This window comes from Tabrizicola aquatica, from assembly GCF_002900975.1.
In the GTDB taxonomy this organism is placed as follows: domain Bacteria; phylum Pseudomonadota; class Alphaproteobacteria; order Rhodobacterales; family Rhodobacteraceae; genus Tabrizicola; species Tabrizicola aquatica.
This window is the reverse complement of the sequence record NZ_PJON01000006.1, coordinates 106,612-120,523: the sequence shown is the minus strand read 5'-3', so window position 1 is coordinate 120,523 and position 13,912 is coordinate 106,612. Positions and strand designations below refer to the sequence as shown.

The following is a 13,912-nucleotide window of genomic DNA, read 5'->3' as shown; positions in this document are numbered from 1 at the left end:
GAACCGTCAAAGGCCCTGCGCCCCGTCAGCTTTGCGGCCGCGTCTTTTTCGGGTCGTAATGCGACAGAGGCACGATCACCGCCGGCAGCCGCTTCTGCTGGCCGTCCAGCTTGCCCACCTCCAGCGCCGTCCCGACCTCGGCATGGGCCACATCGACCCGCGCCAGCGCGATGTTCTTGCCCAGAAGCGGCGAGCGCATGGAGGACGTCACCTCCCCCACCTGCGCCCGGCCGACATGCAGGCAATCGCCGTGGCCCACATCGACGTTGCTGTCGATCTCCAGCCCGACGAACTTGCGCGACGGATGCTCTTTCCGCCGGATCAACGCCTCGCGGCCCACAAAGTCGTCGGTCTTGGACTTGAGCGGCACGGTAAACCCGATCCCGGCCTCGAACGGATCGGTCTGGTCGCTGAAATCATAGCCAGCAAAGATCAGCCCCGCCTCGATCCGCACCATGTCCAAGGCCTGCAATCCCATCGGCCGCAGACCCAGGTCCTCACCATTTGCCCAGACCGCGTCGTATACGGCGCTTCCGTCCTTGGGGTGGCAGAAGATCTCGAAGCCCAACTCCCCGGTATAGCCCGTCCGCGACACCACGACCGGAGCGCCCGACGGCCCGCCCAAGCGGCCCACCGTGAAGCGGAACCAGCCCAGCTCCTCGATCGTCGGCTGGTGCGGCGCGGTCCAGATCATCCGCTTGATGATCTCGCGGCTGTTCGGACCCTGCACCGCCAGGTTATGCAGCTGGTCGGTCGAGGACCGCACCATCGCCTTAAGCCCCAGCTTCTCGGCCTGCTCCCGGATCCAGACCCCACCGTAATCATCGCCACCGATCCAGCGGAAATTGTCGCGGCCCAGGCGGAACGCCGTGCCGTCGTCGATCATGCCGCCGTGGTCGTAGCACATCGCGGAATAGACCACCTGGCCCTGGCTCAGCTTCTTCATGTCCCGGGTCAGCACCCAGTTCATCAGCGCCTCGGCATCCGGGCCGGTCACTTCGAACTTGCGCAGCGGCGACAGGTCCAGCACCACCGCCGCCTGGCGGCAGGCCCAGTATTCCTCCAGCGCGCCGTTGGACGAATAGGCCTGCGGCAGCCAATAGCCTTTGTACTCCACCACGTTCCGGGTCTTCTGGCTGATCCGGTCGTGGAAGGCGGTTTCCTTGGTCATCTTCGGCTCCGAAGCGGGCGTGGGGCGATAGGCGATGGAGCGCGAGAAGGTCTCGGCCCCGGAATAGGTGCGAACGTGGATGTCCGACAGGTACCAGCCATTGGCGGGCGAAGTGTCATCCGGGCAGGCCGAGTTCACGCAGACGATGTCGGTCAGCGCCCGGAACAGCACATAGTCGCCCGGCCGGCTCCACGGCTCGTCGCTGATCAGCACGCCATGCGCGTCGATGTTGGTATTGAAGAACAGGTTCACCGCCATCCAGCCCGGCCGGGGGTCGATCCCATGCTTTGCCAGCGCGGTGTTGAAGTTGTCCGAGCAGTTCACATGCCCCGGATAGCCGATGTCGTCATAGTATTTCGACGCGCAGGCCATCGCAAAGGCGTCATGCCGCCCGACGGTGTCCTGCACCACCTCAACCAGCGGCACCCAGTCCTGATCATAGTATTTCGAATGCAGACCGGGCATCGAGTAGGCATGGCCCATCAGCGTCCGGCTGGTGGTCACGTCCAGCGCGTGCTGGATGCCCTTGTCCAGCTTGCGCGCATCAAAGCACTGGAAGTCGGTGCATTGCCGGCCATCGACGTCCAGAACCTGGATGTAATCCCCGGCCTTGACGAAATAGCTTTCCGCCGTCGCCGACTTGACCCGCAAGTCCAGGATCGGATCGGCCAGCGGATCGGGCAGATCGTAATTCCCCACCAGACGCGGCTTGGCGCGGCTGACCAGCAGCGTGACCGGGGTGGCGGTATCCTGCGCCTCGGGCGCCATCGGCAGGCCGGGCGCCGCGATGACCAGCCAGCCGTCGTCCTGCGCCACAAGCTCGGCCCGCGTGCCGGCCGGGGTATCCCCGCCGAACAGCCGCAGCGCGCCTGACGCGGCCAGATCGATCTTCCGCGCGGCCAGCCCCTTGCGCAACCGCGCCAGGCTTTCATCGCCCGACGCCAGCATCGCCTTCAGCCCCTCGGCTGTCGCGTTCGACGCCTGCCCCAGGATCGCCGCATCGATGCGCCCGTCCTTCGTGGCCGCCACCAGTTCCACCAGCTGGCCACCCTCGTCGTTCACCAGGGTCAGGCGGTCGCCGACCATCAGTTGCAGCAGCACCGCACCGCCGCCCGGCACGACATGACGCTCCTGGCCGTGGTGGCGCGAAAAGCCCTGCGGCAGCAGAATCCGACTGGGACGCGGCGGACCGGGATTGACGGCGGGATAGGTCAAGTCAAGCATGAGGCCCCCGGAGCGGACCGGACCCAGCCGGCCTGTTTAATGAGGTTAAAACTTGTTCATTCCGAAGAATAGCGCCAGCTTCAGACTCGCACAAGCGCGGGATCGGTGAAAGGCAACAAAATGCTGGCTTTGGGCTTTGGACTGACGGCGGCGCTGATCTGGGCGCTGCATGATCTTCTGGCACGGAAACTGACGCAAGGCGCGACGCTGCTGCCGATCATTGCGATGGTATTCGGGGCGGGCTGCATGGTGCTGACGCCCGTGGCATTGATGCTGGGTGACTGGTCGGCCATGACCGGCCCCGCCATCGGCGTGGCGCTGGTCTATGGTCTTGCCTATGCGATCGCTGGCGGCGCGCTTTACCGGGCGTTCAGCCTGGCGCCGGTCCGACTGGTCTCGCCGGTGATCGGGGCCTATCCGATGCTCTCGCTGGGGATCGCGGTCGCGCAGGGGCAGCCGGTTTCACTCGGCGACTGGCTGGCGGTGGCGGCCATCGTCGCCGGGATCGCCATCGTCGCGCGGGCGGCACAGGGCGACGGACCCGAAGGCTATGCCGCCCCGCCCGCCGTGGCGCTAGGCTGGGCCGCGCTGAGCGCCGTGGGTTTCGCCGCAACCTTCGCCCTGGGACAAGAAGCGACGCGGCAAGGAGCCGAACTGCCGGCCATGCTCATCGGCCGCCTGACCGCGTTCGCAGCCGTCCTGATGCTGGCCCTGGCACAGCGGGCCCGCCTGGCACCGAAGCAGGGTCAGGGCTGGCTTCTGGCCCTCATGGGGGCATTCGACGCGCTTGCCCTGGGGCTGGTCACGGCGGCTGGACAACTGCCGCGGGCGGAATATGCCTCGGTCGCGGCGTCGCTGTTCGGCGTCCTGACGGTCGTCCTGGCGGCCTGGGTACTGCGCGAGAGGGTGCGGCCGCTGCAGTGGCTGGGGGTGGCGACGGTGTTCTCGGGGATCGCGGCGCTGGGGCTGCAGGGGCTGTGACGCGCGGGCGTAGGGTGGGCGATATCGCCCACCTTACCCCCGACCCGGATCAAACCCGGTCCGAGCCCCAGTAGGCGTACATCTGCTCCAGCGCAGTCAATGGGCGCAGGGCCGGTGCGGCGGCAGGGCGGGCGGCCTGGAAATAGGGTTCCAGCACCGGGACGGCGGTGACAAGACGGGGCAGGGCATGGACGGACATCGGACGGACCTTTCGTTACGGCTCCTCCCGACCCGCAACCTAGTCCCTGTCGCCCGGCGCCCCAACCCACGTTCGCGCATGGCCGACCTGCGCCCGGCGCCTTACCAGACCAAAACAACCGCCGCATAGATCAGGACCAGTCCGATCGTGCAGGCCACCGCAAGCGAACCCAGGTCCTTGGCGTCCTTGGCAAAGGCCGACCAGCCGGGCGACAGATGATCGACCACGACCTCGATCGCCGTATTCAACGCCTCGACCGCGATCAGCAGCAGCCCCAGGCCCAGCAGCCCCAGCACCTCGGGCAGCGAGGCGCCAAGGCCCACAAACAGCACCAGCAACCCAACGATCAGCGCCACTTCCTGCCGGAACGCGCTTTCCCGCGCCAGCCGGCGCAACCCCGCCGCCGAATAGCCCGCCGCCGCGAAGAAATGCGCCAGCCCCGATTTGCGTGCGGGCTTGTCTTGCAGCGTCATCCGTTCACCCCGGTGCGGCAGCGCCCGGCCAGGTCCAGACCCGTATCCCGCGCGGTCGTCGAGACATCCAGCAACCCCAGCACAGTCGAAAACATGTTGTCGTGGCTCACCGCTTCACCCGTCGCCGCCGCCATACACCCGGCGTCAAGGCCAAGACTGGCACGGAACCGTTCGGACATCCAGAGCACCATGGGCACCCGCGTCTGATACTCCGGCGCCATGAAGTCGGGCGCGCCATGCAGGTACAGCCCGCCTTCGCCCAGGCTCTCGCCATGGTCCGAGACATAGAACAATGCCGGTGTCACCCGCCCCTCGGCGTCCAGCAGGTCGATCGCCTCGGCGAGGAAGCGGTCGGTATAGGCGATGGTGTTGTCATAGGCGTTGACGATCTCTTCGGTCGAGCAGTCCGTCAACTCGGGCGTCCGGCAGGCGGGGGCAAAGACCTCTCCCTCGGGCGGATAGCGCAGCCAGTAGCTGGGCCCGTGGCTGCCGATCTGGTGCAGTACGATGACCGTGTTCCCGGTGATCGTCTGCGCCTTTTCCTGCAGGTGCTTCAGGAACACGCCGTCGATGCATTCCGGCTGGCAGAACTCGACCCCATCCGCCGCCCCCATCACGCGAGAGGGCACCCGGTCGGCGGTATTCTTGTGGCCGGTGTTGTTGTCCCACCATTCCACCGCAAACCCGGCATGGACCAGCACGTCCAGCAGGTTCTCATGCCCCAGCCCGCCTTCATAGGAATACTCGGCCTTGGTCAGGGGCGAAAACATGCAGGGCAGCGAGGTTGCCGTCGCCGTGCCGCAGCTGGTCACGTTCGGATAATACAGGATATCCCGCTGGGCCAGCATCGGGTTCGTCTCGCGCGCGTAGCCGCCCAGCGACCAGTTCTGCGACCGCGCGGTCTCGCCCGCGACGATGACCATCAGGATGGGCTTGTCCACCCCCGCCAGATGCGGCCCCGCCTTCGCGTCGCGGCCCGTGGGCTGCAGCACGATTGCGGTCGTCCCGACCATCATCTTCGCATACCGCAGCGAGGCCGCCAGCGGCGCCAGGGGCTGGACGGCACCCATCAGCTCTTTGTCTGCGCGCAGGACGGTGGAATAGGCCCGCAAGTTGGTGAACAGCAGCCCCACAACCAGCGCCGCCGCGCCGGCGGTCAGCAGGGCCCAGCCGCCAAGCGCCCGCCAGCGCGTCTGCCGCCGGATACGGACCCACAGCACAAGGGCGGCGGGCAGCAGGCCATACAGCGCGACGTGGCCCAGGAATTGCATCGTGATCAGATGCCGCGATTCGGCGAAGGTCGTGGTCATCGCGTTCTGGATCATCTCGCGGTCGATCACCGCGCCCAGCACCTCGACGTAATAGGAGCTGACGCCAGCGATCAACAGCAACGCGACCAGTGCCGGTTTCTGCGCCCGCCGCACGGCCAGAAGCTGGATCACCAGCAGCATCAGCGCCCAGACCGCCCCGGCAAAGACCAGCGCCGTGACTGTCCGCCCCTCGAAGATGCGGAACAGATGGCCCCAGAAGGTCGCGTTGCACAGCGCAAGAAGATAGGTCGCGGCCAGCAGGTTAAGGGTGAAGGCGGAAAGCTCCGGCCGGCGCGCGGCTTGCGGAAAGGCGGTCATGGGGAGGTCCTGGGAAGCGTCGGGCCATCCTGCGGCCCCGCGTCCCATCTATCCCCGCCCGACCGCCTTGGCTGTAAGCACGCGCTTAATCCGACGCCGGTCAGCCCCCGCGCGCGGTCAGGTTATGCTTTCCAGCCGTTCCTTCGACATGTCGCCCGGCACGATGGTGATCGGGATCGGCAGGTTGCCCGAGTTGCGTCCCAAGGCGGTGACCAGCGGCCCCGGCCCCGACTTGTCGGTCCCCGCCCCCAGCACCAGGATGCCGATCTCGGGGTCCTCGTTGACCTGCGCCAGAATCTCGGCGACCGGATCGCCTTCGCGGATCACCAGTTCTGGGTTCACCCCCTGCTTGTCGCGCATCCATTTGGCAAAGACCTCGAAATGCGCCTCGATCCGTTCGCGCGCCTCGGCCCGCATCAGATCGGCAACGCCCATCCAGGTCTGGAACTCTTCCGGCGAGACGATGGACAGGATCGTGACCCCGCCCCCTGTGTGCGAGGCCCGCAGCGCGGCAAAGCGCATCGCGTTCAGACATTCGCGGCTGTCGTCCAGCACGACCAGGAACTTCCGCATGGCTCTCCCCTTTGGCGGTGCAGATATTGGCCCGGCTGCGGGGGGGAAGGCAAGCTTTCGCGTGCAGGTCTATTGCCGCTGGCTTTCGCGGCAGGCGCGAACCTCTCCCAGCACGCCGCCAAGGCCCCGCACATCATAGGCTTCGTCGTTGCCCACGCCCATAAGCCGCAACCAGTTCCCCTGCGACAGGAAGGCATGGGCGTCATCGACCGGGGCCATGTTGAAGCTGATCAGGCTGCCGCCCAGCGCCTGTGCCTCGCCATGGGTCGGCAGGCCGGATTCCAGCATCAGGCTGGCCTGGAAGGTCTGGTCCGGCCGGTAGGATTGCTTGACGAACGAGAAGATGACCTCGACCCGTTCTTTCGCGCTGACATTGATCCACAGTTGATCCCCACCCGCAAAGACCAGCGTCGCATAACAATGGGTGAAGGCCCCCGCCGCATCCGACTGCGCCGCCCCGCGCCAAAGGCCGAAGGTGAACTCGGTGCCGGGAATATCCTGCGCTGCGGCCGGAAGGGCAGTTGCAAACAGGGCGGTCAGGAAAACGGCAGCGCGCATCGGGTCCTCCGGGGTTTCGTCCCGGCTAGCCGCTCTGCGCGCTGCGGAACAGTCGGCTTTTGCCTACCCCGCCGCCAGTGCATGCACCTTGGGATAGAGGCGCCACAGCGTCAGCGTCCGGGTCGCGTTCAGCACCATCAGCGCGGCCCACAGGCCATGATTCCCCGCCAGCGGCACCATAACCGCCAGCGCCACCGCATAGACCGCGACCGAGGCAAGCATCGCCCGCAGCATGTCCCCGGTCAGCATCGCGCCGATGAAGATGCCGTCATAGATCCAGGCCACGATCCCGATCACCGGCGCGGCGACCAGCCAGGGCAGATAGGCCCGCGCCTCGGCCCGCACCTCGGGCGAGGTGGTCAGCAGATCGATGATCGCCGGCCCGGTCAGCGCAAAGACCAGCGCCAGCCCTATGGCGCCGATCACGCCCAGTTGCATGCAGATCCGCGCCGCCGCCCGGATCTGCCGCGAGGATTTCGCGCCGACCGCCTGCCCCACCAGCGCCTCGGCGGCAAAGGCGAACCCGTCCAGCGCATAGGCCGTGACCTCCAGGAACTGCATCAGCACCTGGTTCGCCGCCAGCGTCACGTCGCCAAAGCGCGCGCCCAGAAAGACAAAGCTGGTGAAGGACAGTTGCAGGATGATCGTGCGCCCCATGATGTCGCGGCTGGCGGTGAACATCCGCCGCAACGCCACCCGGTCGCGCAGCCGCGCCACCCCGTCGCGGAAGCCCGCCCCGAAGGCATCGCGCGCCAGCCACAGCGCCAGGGCCAGCCCGGTCCACTCAGCAATCAGCGTCGCCGCCGCCACCCCCGGCACGCCCCAGCCCAGGCCCAGGACGAACCACAGGTCCAGGCCCACGTTCGCGCCGTTCTGCCAAAGTTGCAGCACCAAGACGCCCCGCGTGCGACCCAGCCCGATCAGCCAGCCGTTCAGCGCATAAAGCGCGATGGTCGCCGGCGCACCCCAGATGCGGATCGCCAGATACTGCCCCGCCAGCCGCTCCACCGCCTCGCTGGCCGGGGCCACCGCGAAGGCCGCCGCGAACAGCGGCACTTGCACCGCGACCAGCACCAGCCCCGCCACCGCCCCCACGATCAGCGCCCGCAGCAAGACGGCCGAGCGTTCCGGCCCGTCCCCCGCCCCATGCGCCTGCGCCGCCAGGCCCGAGGTCGACATCCGTAGGAAGCCGAAGGCCCAGTACAGCGTGGCCAGGATGACCGCCCCGATCCCCACCGCGCCCAGGCTGGCCGGATCACCCAGCTGGCCGATGACGGCAGTATCGACCGCGCCCAGCAGCGGCACCGTGGCATTGGACAGCACGATGGGCGCCGCGATCCGCAGCACCCGGCCGTGCGTAATCTCGGTCACTTCCCCGGCTCGGACGGCGGCATCAGGAAATGCCCGGTCGCCTGGGCGAACAGGCGCGCCCGGTTGTCCTGCCACGCCTCGACATGGACCGAGGCATAGCGCCGCCCCGACCGGTTCACCCGGGCACGGGCATAGGCATCGCGCGGCAGGCCCGGGCGCAGATAGTCCACGGTGAAATCAATGGTCTTTGGCAACCGCAGCGGCCCCTCGGGCAGGGCACCCTGCGCCTCCACCCCGTCCCAAAGTGACGACCACGAAAGCTCGATCATCGCCGCAATCTCCAGGAACCCGGCCGTCGCGCCGCCATGCAGCGCGGGCAGCATCGGGTTGCCGATCAGGCTGTCGTGATAGGGCAGGACGGCCGTCAGCTCGTCGCCCCGGCGGTCGAACTGGATGCCAAGGAATCCGATATAGGGCACCGCATCGACCAGCGCGCGCAACAGCCCCTCGCGCCGCTGCTTGATCACATGGACCGGCTCTGGCCGCTTCATGCCGCCCCCCGTTCCACCGTGAAGGCCCCCGTGGCCATCGCCACCGGCCGCCCCTCGTCGTCATCCATCGCAACCGCGCGGACAAAGGCGACCGTGCGGGTGACATGGTGACACTCGGCCCGGCAGCGCAGGGCCTGGCCGGGGGTCGCCGGGCGCATGTAGTCGATCCGCAGATCCAGCGTCGCGGTTGAGAACCCCGCCTGCGGGTGGCACATCACCGCCGTCCCCGATGCCGTGTCCATCAGCGCCGAAACCGCCCCGCCATGGATCACCCCGGTCAGGGGATCGCCCACCAGCCGCGCGTCATAGGGCATCGTCAGCCGCGCCCAGCCCGGCCCCATCTCCTCCAGCACCATGCCCAGCGCCCGGCTGTGCGGCAGCGCCTCGATGAACTGTCGGGCGATCTTCAGCGTGTCACGTTCCTGCATGGCCCGATCAAACCGCCGCCTGCGGGGGAACGCAAGCCCCAGCGTCACCGTTGCAACCGGCAGGCGCTTGCGCCTAGGTTGCAGACGGGAGGACCGCGCATGACCGAAACCCGCCTCAGCTTCAAGGAGATGTGCGCGAAGTTCGACGTGACGCCGCGCACGCTGCGCTATTACGAGTACATCGAACTTCTGGCCCCCGAAAAGGAAGGCCGCGCCCGCTTTTACGGCCCGCGCGAAGTGGCGCGGATGAAACTGATCCTGCGCGGCCGCCGCTTCGGCTTTTCGCTGGAGGAGATCCGCCAATGGCTGCTGATCTACGGCAAGAAGGGCGAACGCCCGCAGTTGCAAGCCTGGCTTGACCTGGCGGACCGGCAGCTGGTCGATCTGCAAAAGCAGCGTGCCGAACTCGACACCACCATCGCCGACCTGCAAGCCCTGCGCGAAACCGCGGTCGAGGAAATGAGCCGCCTGCCTGACGCCTGAACGGGGGCCTGGCCCGGGGCCATCAGGACCGCCCCGGAAATCCCTGATTTCCGACCCGATTTCTTCTTGGAAATCGGTGCCTCAGATCCCCGCTTCCAACCGGTCGATCAGCCGGGACAGCATCGCCTGGCACAGACCCAGCTGCTCGACCGAGACATATTCGTCCGGCTTGTGCCCCTGCGCCATTGACCCTGGCCCGCAGATCACCGTCGGAATACCCAGCCGCTGATCGAACAGCCCGCCTTCCGTGCCATAGGCCACCTTGATCGTGCCATTCGCGCCGGTCAGCCCCTTCACGAAATTGACCACCGCCGCATCCGAGGGCGTGCCCAGGCCGGGATAGTCCCACTGCCGCTCCACCCTTATCGCCGCCTCGGGGAACTCGGCCCGCACGGGCGCAACGATCGCCTCCGCCTCGGCCTCCAGCCGCGTGATCAGGCCGGCCACATCCTCACCGGCCAGCGACCGAATCTCGAAATCCAGCACCGTCTGGTTCGGCACGATGTTCACCTGCACCCCACCCGCCATCTTGCCCACATGGATCGTGGTATAGGGCACGTCATAGTCCCCATCCCGCAGCCCGGTCGCCGCCACCTCGGCCTGCAGCCTGCGCACCGCGCCCAGGAAATCCGCCGCCAGATGCAAAGCGTTCAGCGCCAGCGGGGCCAGGGCCGAATGCCCCTCACGCCCGGTGCAGGTTGCCCGCAGGGCGACCTTGCCCTTGTGGCCGGTGGCGACCTGCATCCCCGTCGGCTCTCCCACGATGCAAAAGCGCGGCCGGACCGGGGCCTGCGCCAGGAGGTCGATCAGGCTGCGCACGCCCATGCATCCGACTTCCTCGTCATAGGACAGCGCCAGATGCAGCGGCACCCGCAGTGGGCGCCGCGCGGCCTCCACCATCGCCGCGACCGCGCAGGCGACGAAACCCTTCATGTCCGTGGTGCCCCGGCCATAGTAGCGCCCGCCCTCCTCGGTCAGCGCAAAGGGGGCCTTCGTCCAGGCCTGGCCCTCGACCGGCACGACATCCGTATGCCCCGACAGCATCACGCCGCCGACCCCCTCCGGCCCGGTCGAGGCGTAAAGGTTCGCCTTACCCCCCGTCGCATCCGGCACCAGCGTGACCGCGATCCCCGCCGCCTCCAGCAGGTCCTTCACATAAGCCATCAGCGCCATGTTCGGCTTCGAGCTGACCGTGTCAAAGCCCACCAGCCAGTCCAGTATCTCGCGCATCCCGTCTCTCCTTTATCCCCTGCTAACGCGAAAGCGCGGGGGCGAAAAGCTTTCCCCGCTTGCCGCCGTCCCCCGCTTTTGCGACAGTCCCCGCCCATCCCGGACCAGGGCACCGATGCTTTCCCGCAGTCTCCTTCTTCTCGCCTGCCTGACCGCGCCGATTTACGCGCAAGAGGCGAACCTGTCCGTCGATCCCCAGGGCGCGCCGGGCAGCGTGGCGCAACTGATCCTTGCCCAGCGCGCCTACCAGGCCGCCCTGACGCAGGGCGAGGCGCTGGCCCTGCTGACCGCGATCCGCCTGGCGCGCGGCGTCACCCAGCGCCCGGCCACCGGCTGGACGTTGGAGAGTGCGGGCCAGCCCGCCGCCGACGCCCCACCGGGCCAACCCGCCGCCCCCGATCCCGCCGGCGAGGCCGCCATGGCCATCGCTCGCAACCTTGCGGGCGAGGACCCGGACCTGCAGGATCTGGTCTATGCGCTGGATGCGCAACTGCCGGACGCCCATCAGGACACCGCCGTCGTGGCCGCATCCGACCTCGGCTCCGGCCAGACCGATACCTGGACCCTGCCACTCTTTGGCGAGGTTGCCGCCGAGATCGGCCTGGTCGGCGACGGCGACGGGCCGCTGGCGCTGACCGTGACCGATGAAACCGGCGCGGTCCTCTGCACCCGCCCTGCCGGAACCGCTCCGGCCCTGTGCAGCCTGACCCCGGCGCGGAACGGATTCTTCACGGTCACCGTCACCAACGCTGGCGGCATCGTCAACAGCTACCGGCTTTTGGGGAACTAGCCCCCGCGTGACCGGATTTGTCACGGAAACCCACCTTCTCAACGGCCCCGCGACCTGCAAGGATGGCGCATTCCGGTCCATCCCGGGCCGGCTGACCATAGGTATAGCCATGCAGCTGAAATCCCTTTCCCTCGCCCTTGCCACCACCGCGCTGGTGGCGCTTTCCCTGCCGGTCCTGGCCCAGGACAAGTCCGGCACCAATGTCGGCACCACCGCCGAGGGCACCGCACCCGGCGGCGCCTCGACCATGGGCCTCGCACAAGAGCTGTATGCCGTGGGCGTGGCACAAGGCGATGCGGTGACCGTGCTGGCCGCCGCCAAGCTTGCCGCCTCGGTCCAGGTCGCTTCGGCCGAACCGGCGGCCCTTGATCCGGCCAAGGTCACCGTCACCGACGACCAGACCAGCCTGCGCAAGAAGGCTGCCCCGGCCGCCCCTGCAGCCCCGGCCCCGATGATGAACGACGGCACGCCCCGCGCGGCCGGCAAGGTCACGCTCTTCACCGCCACCTCGGAGGACGAAGGCGCCGCCGACGCGCCCGTCACCGCCGATGCGATGTTCGCCAAGGCCAAGGAACTCGCCGCCGATGACGAGGCGGTGCTGGGCCTGATCGAGGACGCCATGGCCGAAGGCACACGCGGGCGGATCGGGGGGGCGGTGGAATGGCTCTCGCGCCTGCCCGCCGGTCAGACCGACGTCTGGGAGATCCCCTACTACGGCAACTCCTACGCCGAGGTCGCGATCGTCGGCGACGGCGACGCGAACCTCGACGTGGCCGTGACGGACGAGAACGGGAATGTTATCTGCTATGACGTCAGCTGGTCGGACAAACTCTACTGCGACTGGACCCCGGCCTGGGACGGCTACTTCTACGTCACCGTGCAGAACATGGGCGGATCGCGGAACAGCTACTACCTGCTGACCAACTGATCCCCTTCAAACCGGACCACAAGGCCCGTGGCGCAAGCCGCGGGCCTTTCTCATCCAGGCCGCGCCGCACGCTTGGGGCGGTCATCAGATCGAGCGCCTTTACAGGCGCAAGCCTTTCCTCTCGTCGTCGGGCTTCGCCTCCTCCTCGGCTGACGAGGGGCGCTGCCCCTCGCGCTCCCCGGGATATTTTCCGAAGGGAAAGCTGCTTTCTCTTCCCCAAATATCCCGGGGGTTTGGGGGCAGCGCCCCCATTCACCGAGGAGGAGGCGAAGCCCGACGACGAGACAGGAAACCTGCGCGGAACGCGCTCCGCTTTGCAGCCGCCGGATGCAGGGGCCTACGGGTTGGCGGTGATGACCTCATTTAGCCAGGGCACGAATTTCGAGATGTCGGTATAGGCCGAGAACAACGCCGTCTCCTCGCAGCCCTGCCCGCTCATCGCGCTCAGGCCCCAGCTCACGATCCCTGCCTGGATGTACCGGCCGTCCTCCAGCGGCACGACCAGCGGCCCGCCGCTGTCGCCATTGCAGGAGGTCTTGCCGCCCTCGAACGTGCCCGAGCAGATCATGTTCTCGCTGACCGGCTTCGGCGCGCGGGCCACCAGCTCGTCCCACAACGCATAGGCGTCCTCGTCGCCCACCCCCAGCGTCTGCACCGCATAGCTGAACCCCCCCGCCGCATCCTCGGCCCGGGCCTCCAGCATGGCGCTGTTGCACAGCTCGCGGTCCAGGACCTGGATTTCGGCCTGGCGCAACTCGGCCGAAGGCTGGGCCCCCTCCTGCAGACCCCAGCCGGTGACGATGGTGGTGACGCCCTGCTGGTTCAGGATGCCGCCGTATTCCGCATCCGGCACCTCGATCGTCTGGTAGGGCACCTGCGGCGCACGGGCCAGCTTGACCAGGGCGATGTCGAAATCGAACTGCGTGCCGGAATAGGACGGATGCCGGAAGATCGCTTCGACCGGGATCAGGTCGCCCCGCCCCGGCGCAAGCTGGTTTGTCCCCACCAGGATCGACAGGTCCTGCGGCCAGAGGTCGGCAAAGCTCCCGTCCTCCTGCGGCATGTGGATGCAATGCGCCGCCGTCAGCACCCAGCGATCCATCACCATCGACCCGCCGCAGAACTGCGCATCCGTCCCGACGGGGGCACCCCCGACCAGCAGCGCCACCTGCCAGGGCCAGGCCCCCTCGGCCGCGACCTCGCCGCCGATGACCTTGGCCCCGGCCGATCCGGCGGCCTTGGCCCGCTCGGCCTTGGCACCCGACTTGGCATAGGCATAGGGCGAGGCGGTGACCGGCGGCGCGGCCACCTCGAACCCCTCGGCCAGGGCCAGGGGGGCGACAAGCGTGGTCGACAGCAGGATCGGCAGGAAGCGGAGTGTCAT

General features: G+C 67.9%; 15 protein-coding genes. 4 read left to right on the top strand and 11 right to left on the bottom strand.

Annotated features, from left to right (window positions below; translation table 11 throughout):
- Nucleotides 1-25: 25 nt before the first annotated feature.
- On the bottom strand, nt 26-2,395 hold the full coding sequence (locus tag CXR42_RS18355; RefSeq protein ID WP_103259048.1) for a trimethylamine N-oxide demethylase: 2,370 nt from the start codon (nt 2,393-2,395) through the stop codon (nt 26-28).
- Between the two features lie 105 nt (nt 2,396-2,500).
- Between CXR42_RS18355 and CXR42_RS18350 the strand changes: the two genes are divergently transcribed.
- Nucleotides 2,501-3,376 (top strand): DMT family transporter, encoded by an 876-nt coding sequence (locus tag CXR42_RS18350; RefSeq protein WP_245875487.1) that lies wholly within the window; start codon nt 2,501-2,503, stop codon nt 3,374-3,376.
- Between the two features lie 49 nt (nt 3,377-3,425).
- On the opposite strand, the gene CXR42_RS19635 is transcribed toward CXR42_RS18350, so the two are convergent.
- From CXR42_RS19635 to CXR42_RS18315, 8 genes are all read right to left on the bottom strand, one after another.
- Nucleotides 3,426-3,575 (bottom strand): hypothetical protein, encoded by a 150-nt coding sequence (locus CXR42_RS19635; RefSeq protein WP_180996113.1) that lies wholly within the window; start codon nt 3,573-3,575, stop codon nt 3,426-3,428.
- Nucleotides 3,576-3,676: 101 nt separating this feature from the next.
- Nucleotides 3,677-4,048 carry a diacylglycerol kinase gene (locus tag CXR42_RS18345; protein ID WP_103259047.1) on the bottom strand — a complete coding sequence of 124 codons (372 nt, stop codon included), beginning with the start codon at nt 4,046-4,048 and terminating at the stop codon, nt 3,677-3,679.
- The gene (locus CXR42_RS18340) at nt 4,045-5,676 is read right to left on the bottom strand and encodes a phosphoethanolamine transferase (protein ID WP_103259046.1); all 1,632 of its coding nucleotides are present in this window, start codon (nt 5,674-5,676) and stop codon (nt 4,045-4,047) included. Before CXR42_RS18340 ends, CXR42_RS18345 begins: the two co-directional genes overlap by 4 nt.
- A gap of 117 nt (nt 5,677-5,793) precedes the next feature.
- Nucleotides 5,794-6,249 carry a universal stress protein gene (locus CXR42_RS18335; protein WP_103259045.1) on the bottom strand — a complete coding sequence of 152 codons (456 nt, stop codon included), beginning with the start codon at nt 6,247-6,249 and terminating at the stop codon, nt 5,794-5,796.
- A gap of 69 nt (nt 6,250-6,318) precedes the next feature.
- Nucleotides 6,319-6,807 carry a hypothetical protein gene (locus CXR42_RS18330; protein ID WP_103259044.1) on the bottom strand — a complete coding sequence of 163 codons (489 nt, stop codon included), beginning with the start codon at nt 6,805-6,807 and terminating at the stop codon, nt 6,319-6,321.
- A 63-nt stretch (nt 6,808-6,870) separates the two neighbouring features.
- A complete protein-coding gene (locus tag CXR42_RS18325; protein ID WP_103259043.1) occupies nt 6,871-8,178 on the bottom strand; it encodes an MATE family efflux transporter in 1,308 nt (435 codons plus the stop codon).
- Nucleotides 8,175-8,669: a PaaI family thioesterase gene (locus tag CXR42_RS18320; protein ID WP_103259042.1), complete on the bottom strand. Its 495-nt coding sequence runs from the start codon at nt 8,667-8,669 to the stop codon at nt 8,175-8,177. Before CXR42_RS18320 ends, CXR42_RS18325 begins: the two co-directional genes overlap by 4 nt.
- A complete protein-coding gene (locus tag CXR42_RS18315; RefSeq protein WP_103259041.1) occupies nt 8,666-9,097 on the bottom strand; it encodes a PaaI family thioesterase in 432 nt (143 codons plus the stop codon). The genes CXR42_RS18320 and CXR42_RS18315 overlap by 4 nt, the downstream gene beginning before the upstream one ends.
- Nucleotides 9,098-9,196: 99 nt before the next feature.
- On the opposite strand from CXR42_RS18315, the gene CXR42_RS18310 reads away from it, so the two are divergent.
- Nucleotides 9,197-9,580 (top strand): MerR family transcriptional regulator, encoded by a 384-nt coding sequence (locus CXR42_RS18310; RefSeq protein ID WP_103259040.1) that lies wholly within the window; start codon nt 9,197-9,199, stop codon nt 9,578-9,580.
- Between the two features lie 81 nt (nt 9,581-9,661).
- On the opposite strand, the gene argE is transcribed toward CXR42_RS18310, so the two are convergent.
- Entirely contained in the window at nt 9,662-10,810 is a 1,149-nt protein-coding gene (argE, locus tag CXR42_RS18305) for an acetylornithine deacetylase (RefSeq protein WP_103259039.1), read from the bottom strand.
- A gap of 115 nt (nt 10,811-10,925) precedes the next feature.
- Here argE and CXR42_RS18300 point away from each other — a divergent pair, with 115 nt between their 5' ends.
- Entirely contained in the window at nt 10,926-11,600 is a 675-nt protein-coding gene (locus CXR42_RS18300) for a hypothetical protein (RefSeq protein WP_103259038.1), read from the top strand.
- A 109-nt stretch (nt 11,601-11,709) separates the two neighbouring features.
- Nucleotides 11,710-12,528 (top strand): hypothetical protein, encoded by an 819-nt coding sequence (locus CXR42_RS18295; RefSeq protein WP_103259037.1) that lies wholly within the window; start codon nt 11,710-11,712, stop codon nt 12,526-12,528.
- 337 nt (nt 12,529-12,865) lie between these two features.
- Here CXR42_RS18295 and CXR42_RS18290 read toward each other — a convergent pair whose 3' ends face one another.
- Nucleotides 12,866-13,912: a serine protease gene (locus CXR42_RS18290; RefSeq protein ID WP_103259036.1), complete on the bottom strand. Its 1,047-nt coding sequence runs from the start codon at nt 13,910-13,912 to the stop codon at nt 12,866-12,868.

Coding starts and splice junctions, on each gene's coding strand:
- CXR42_RS18355 (WP_103259048.1), bottom strand. CDS start 2,395: ATGCTTGACTTGACCTATCCCGCCGTCAATCCCGGTCCGCCGCGTCCC.
- CXR42_RS19635 (WP_180996113.1), bottom strand. CDS start 3,575: ATGTCCGTCCATGCCCTGCCCCGTCTTGTCACCGCCGTCCCGGTGCTG.
- CXR42_RS18345 (WP_103259047.1), bottom strand. CDS start 4,048: ATGACGCTGCAAGACAAGCCCGCACGCAAATCGGGGCTGGCGCATTTC.
- CXR42_RS18340 (WP_103259046.1), bottom strand. CDS start 5,676: ATGACCGCCTTTCCGCAAGCCGCGCGCCGGCCGGAGCTTTCCGCCTTC.
- CXR42_RS18335 (WP_103259045.1), bottom strand. CDS start 6,249: ATGCGGAAGTTCCTGGTCGTGCTGGACGACAGCCGCGAATGTCTGAAC.
- CXR42_RS18330 (WP_103259044.1), bottom strand. CDS start 6,807: ATGCGCGCTGCCGTTTTCCTGACCGCCCTGTTTGCAACTGCCCTTCCG.
- CXR42_RS18320 (WP_103259042.1), bottom strand. CDS start 8,669: ATGAAGCGGCCAGAGCCGGTCCATGTGATCAAGCAGCGGCGCGAGGGG.
- CXR42_RS18315 (WP_103259041.1), bottom strand. CDS start 9,097: ATGCAGGAACGTGACACGCTGAAGATCGCCCGACAGTTCATCGAGGCG.
- CXR42_RS18310 (WP_103259040.1), top strand. CDS start 9,197: ATGACCGAAACCCGCCTCAGCTTCAAGGAGATGTGCGCGAAGTTCGAC.
- argE (WP_103259039.1), bottom strand. CDS start 10,810: ATGCGCGAGATACTGGACTGGCTGGTGGGCTTTGACACGGTCAGCTCG.
- CXR42_RS18300 (WP_103259038.1), top strand. CDS start 10,926: ATGCTTTCCCGCAGTCTCCTTCTTCTCGCCTGCCTGACCGCGCCGATT.
- CXR42_RS18295 (WP_103259037.1), top strand. CDS start 11,710: ATGCAGCTGAAATCCCTTTCCCTCGCCCTTGCCACCACCGCGCTGGTG.
- CXR42_RS18290 (WP_103259036.1), bottom strand. CDS start 13,912: ATGACACTCCGCTTCCTGCCGATCCTGCTGTCGACCACGCTTGTCGCC.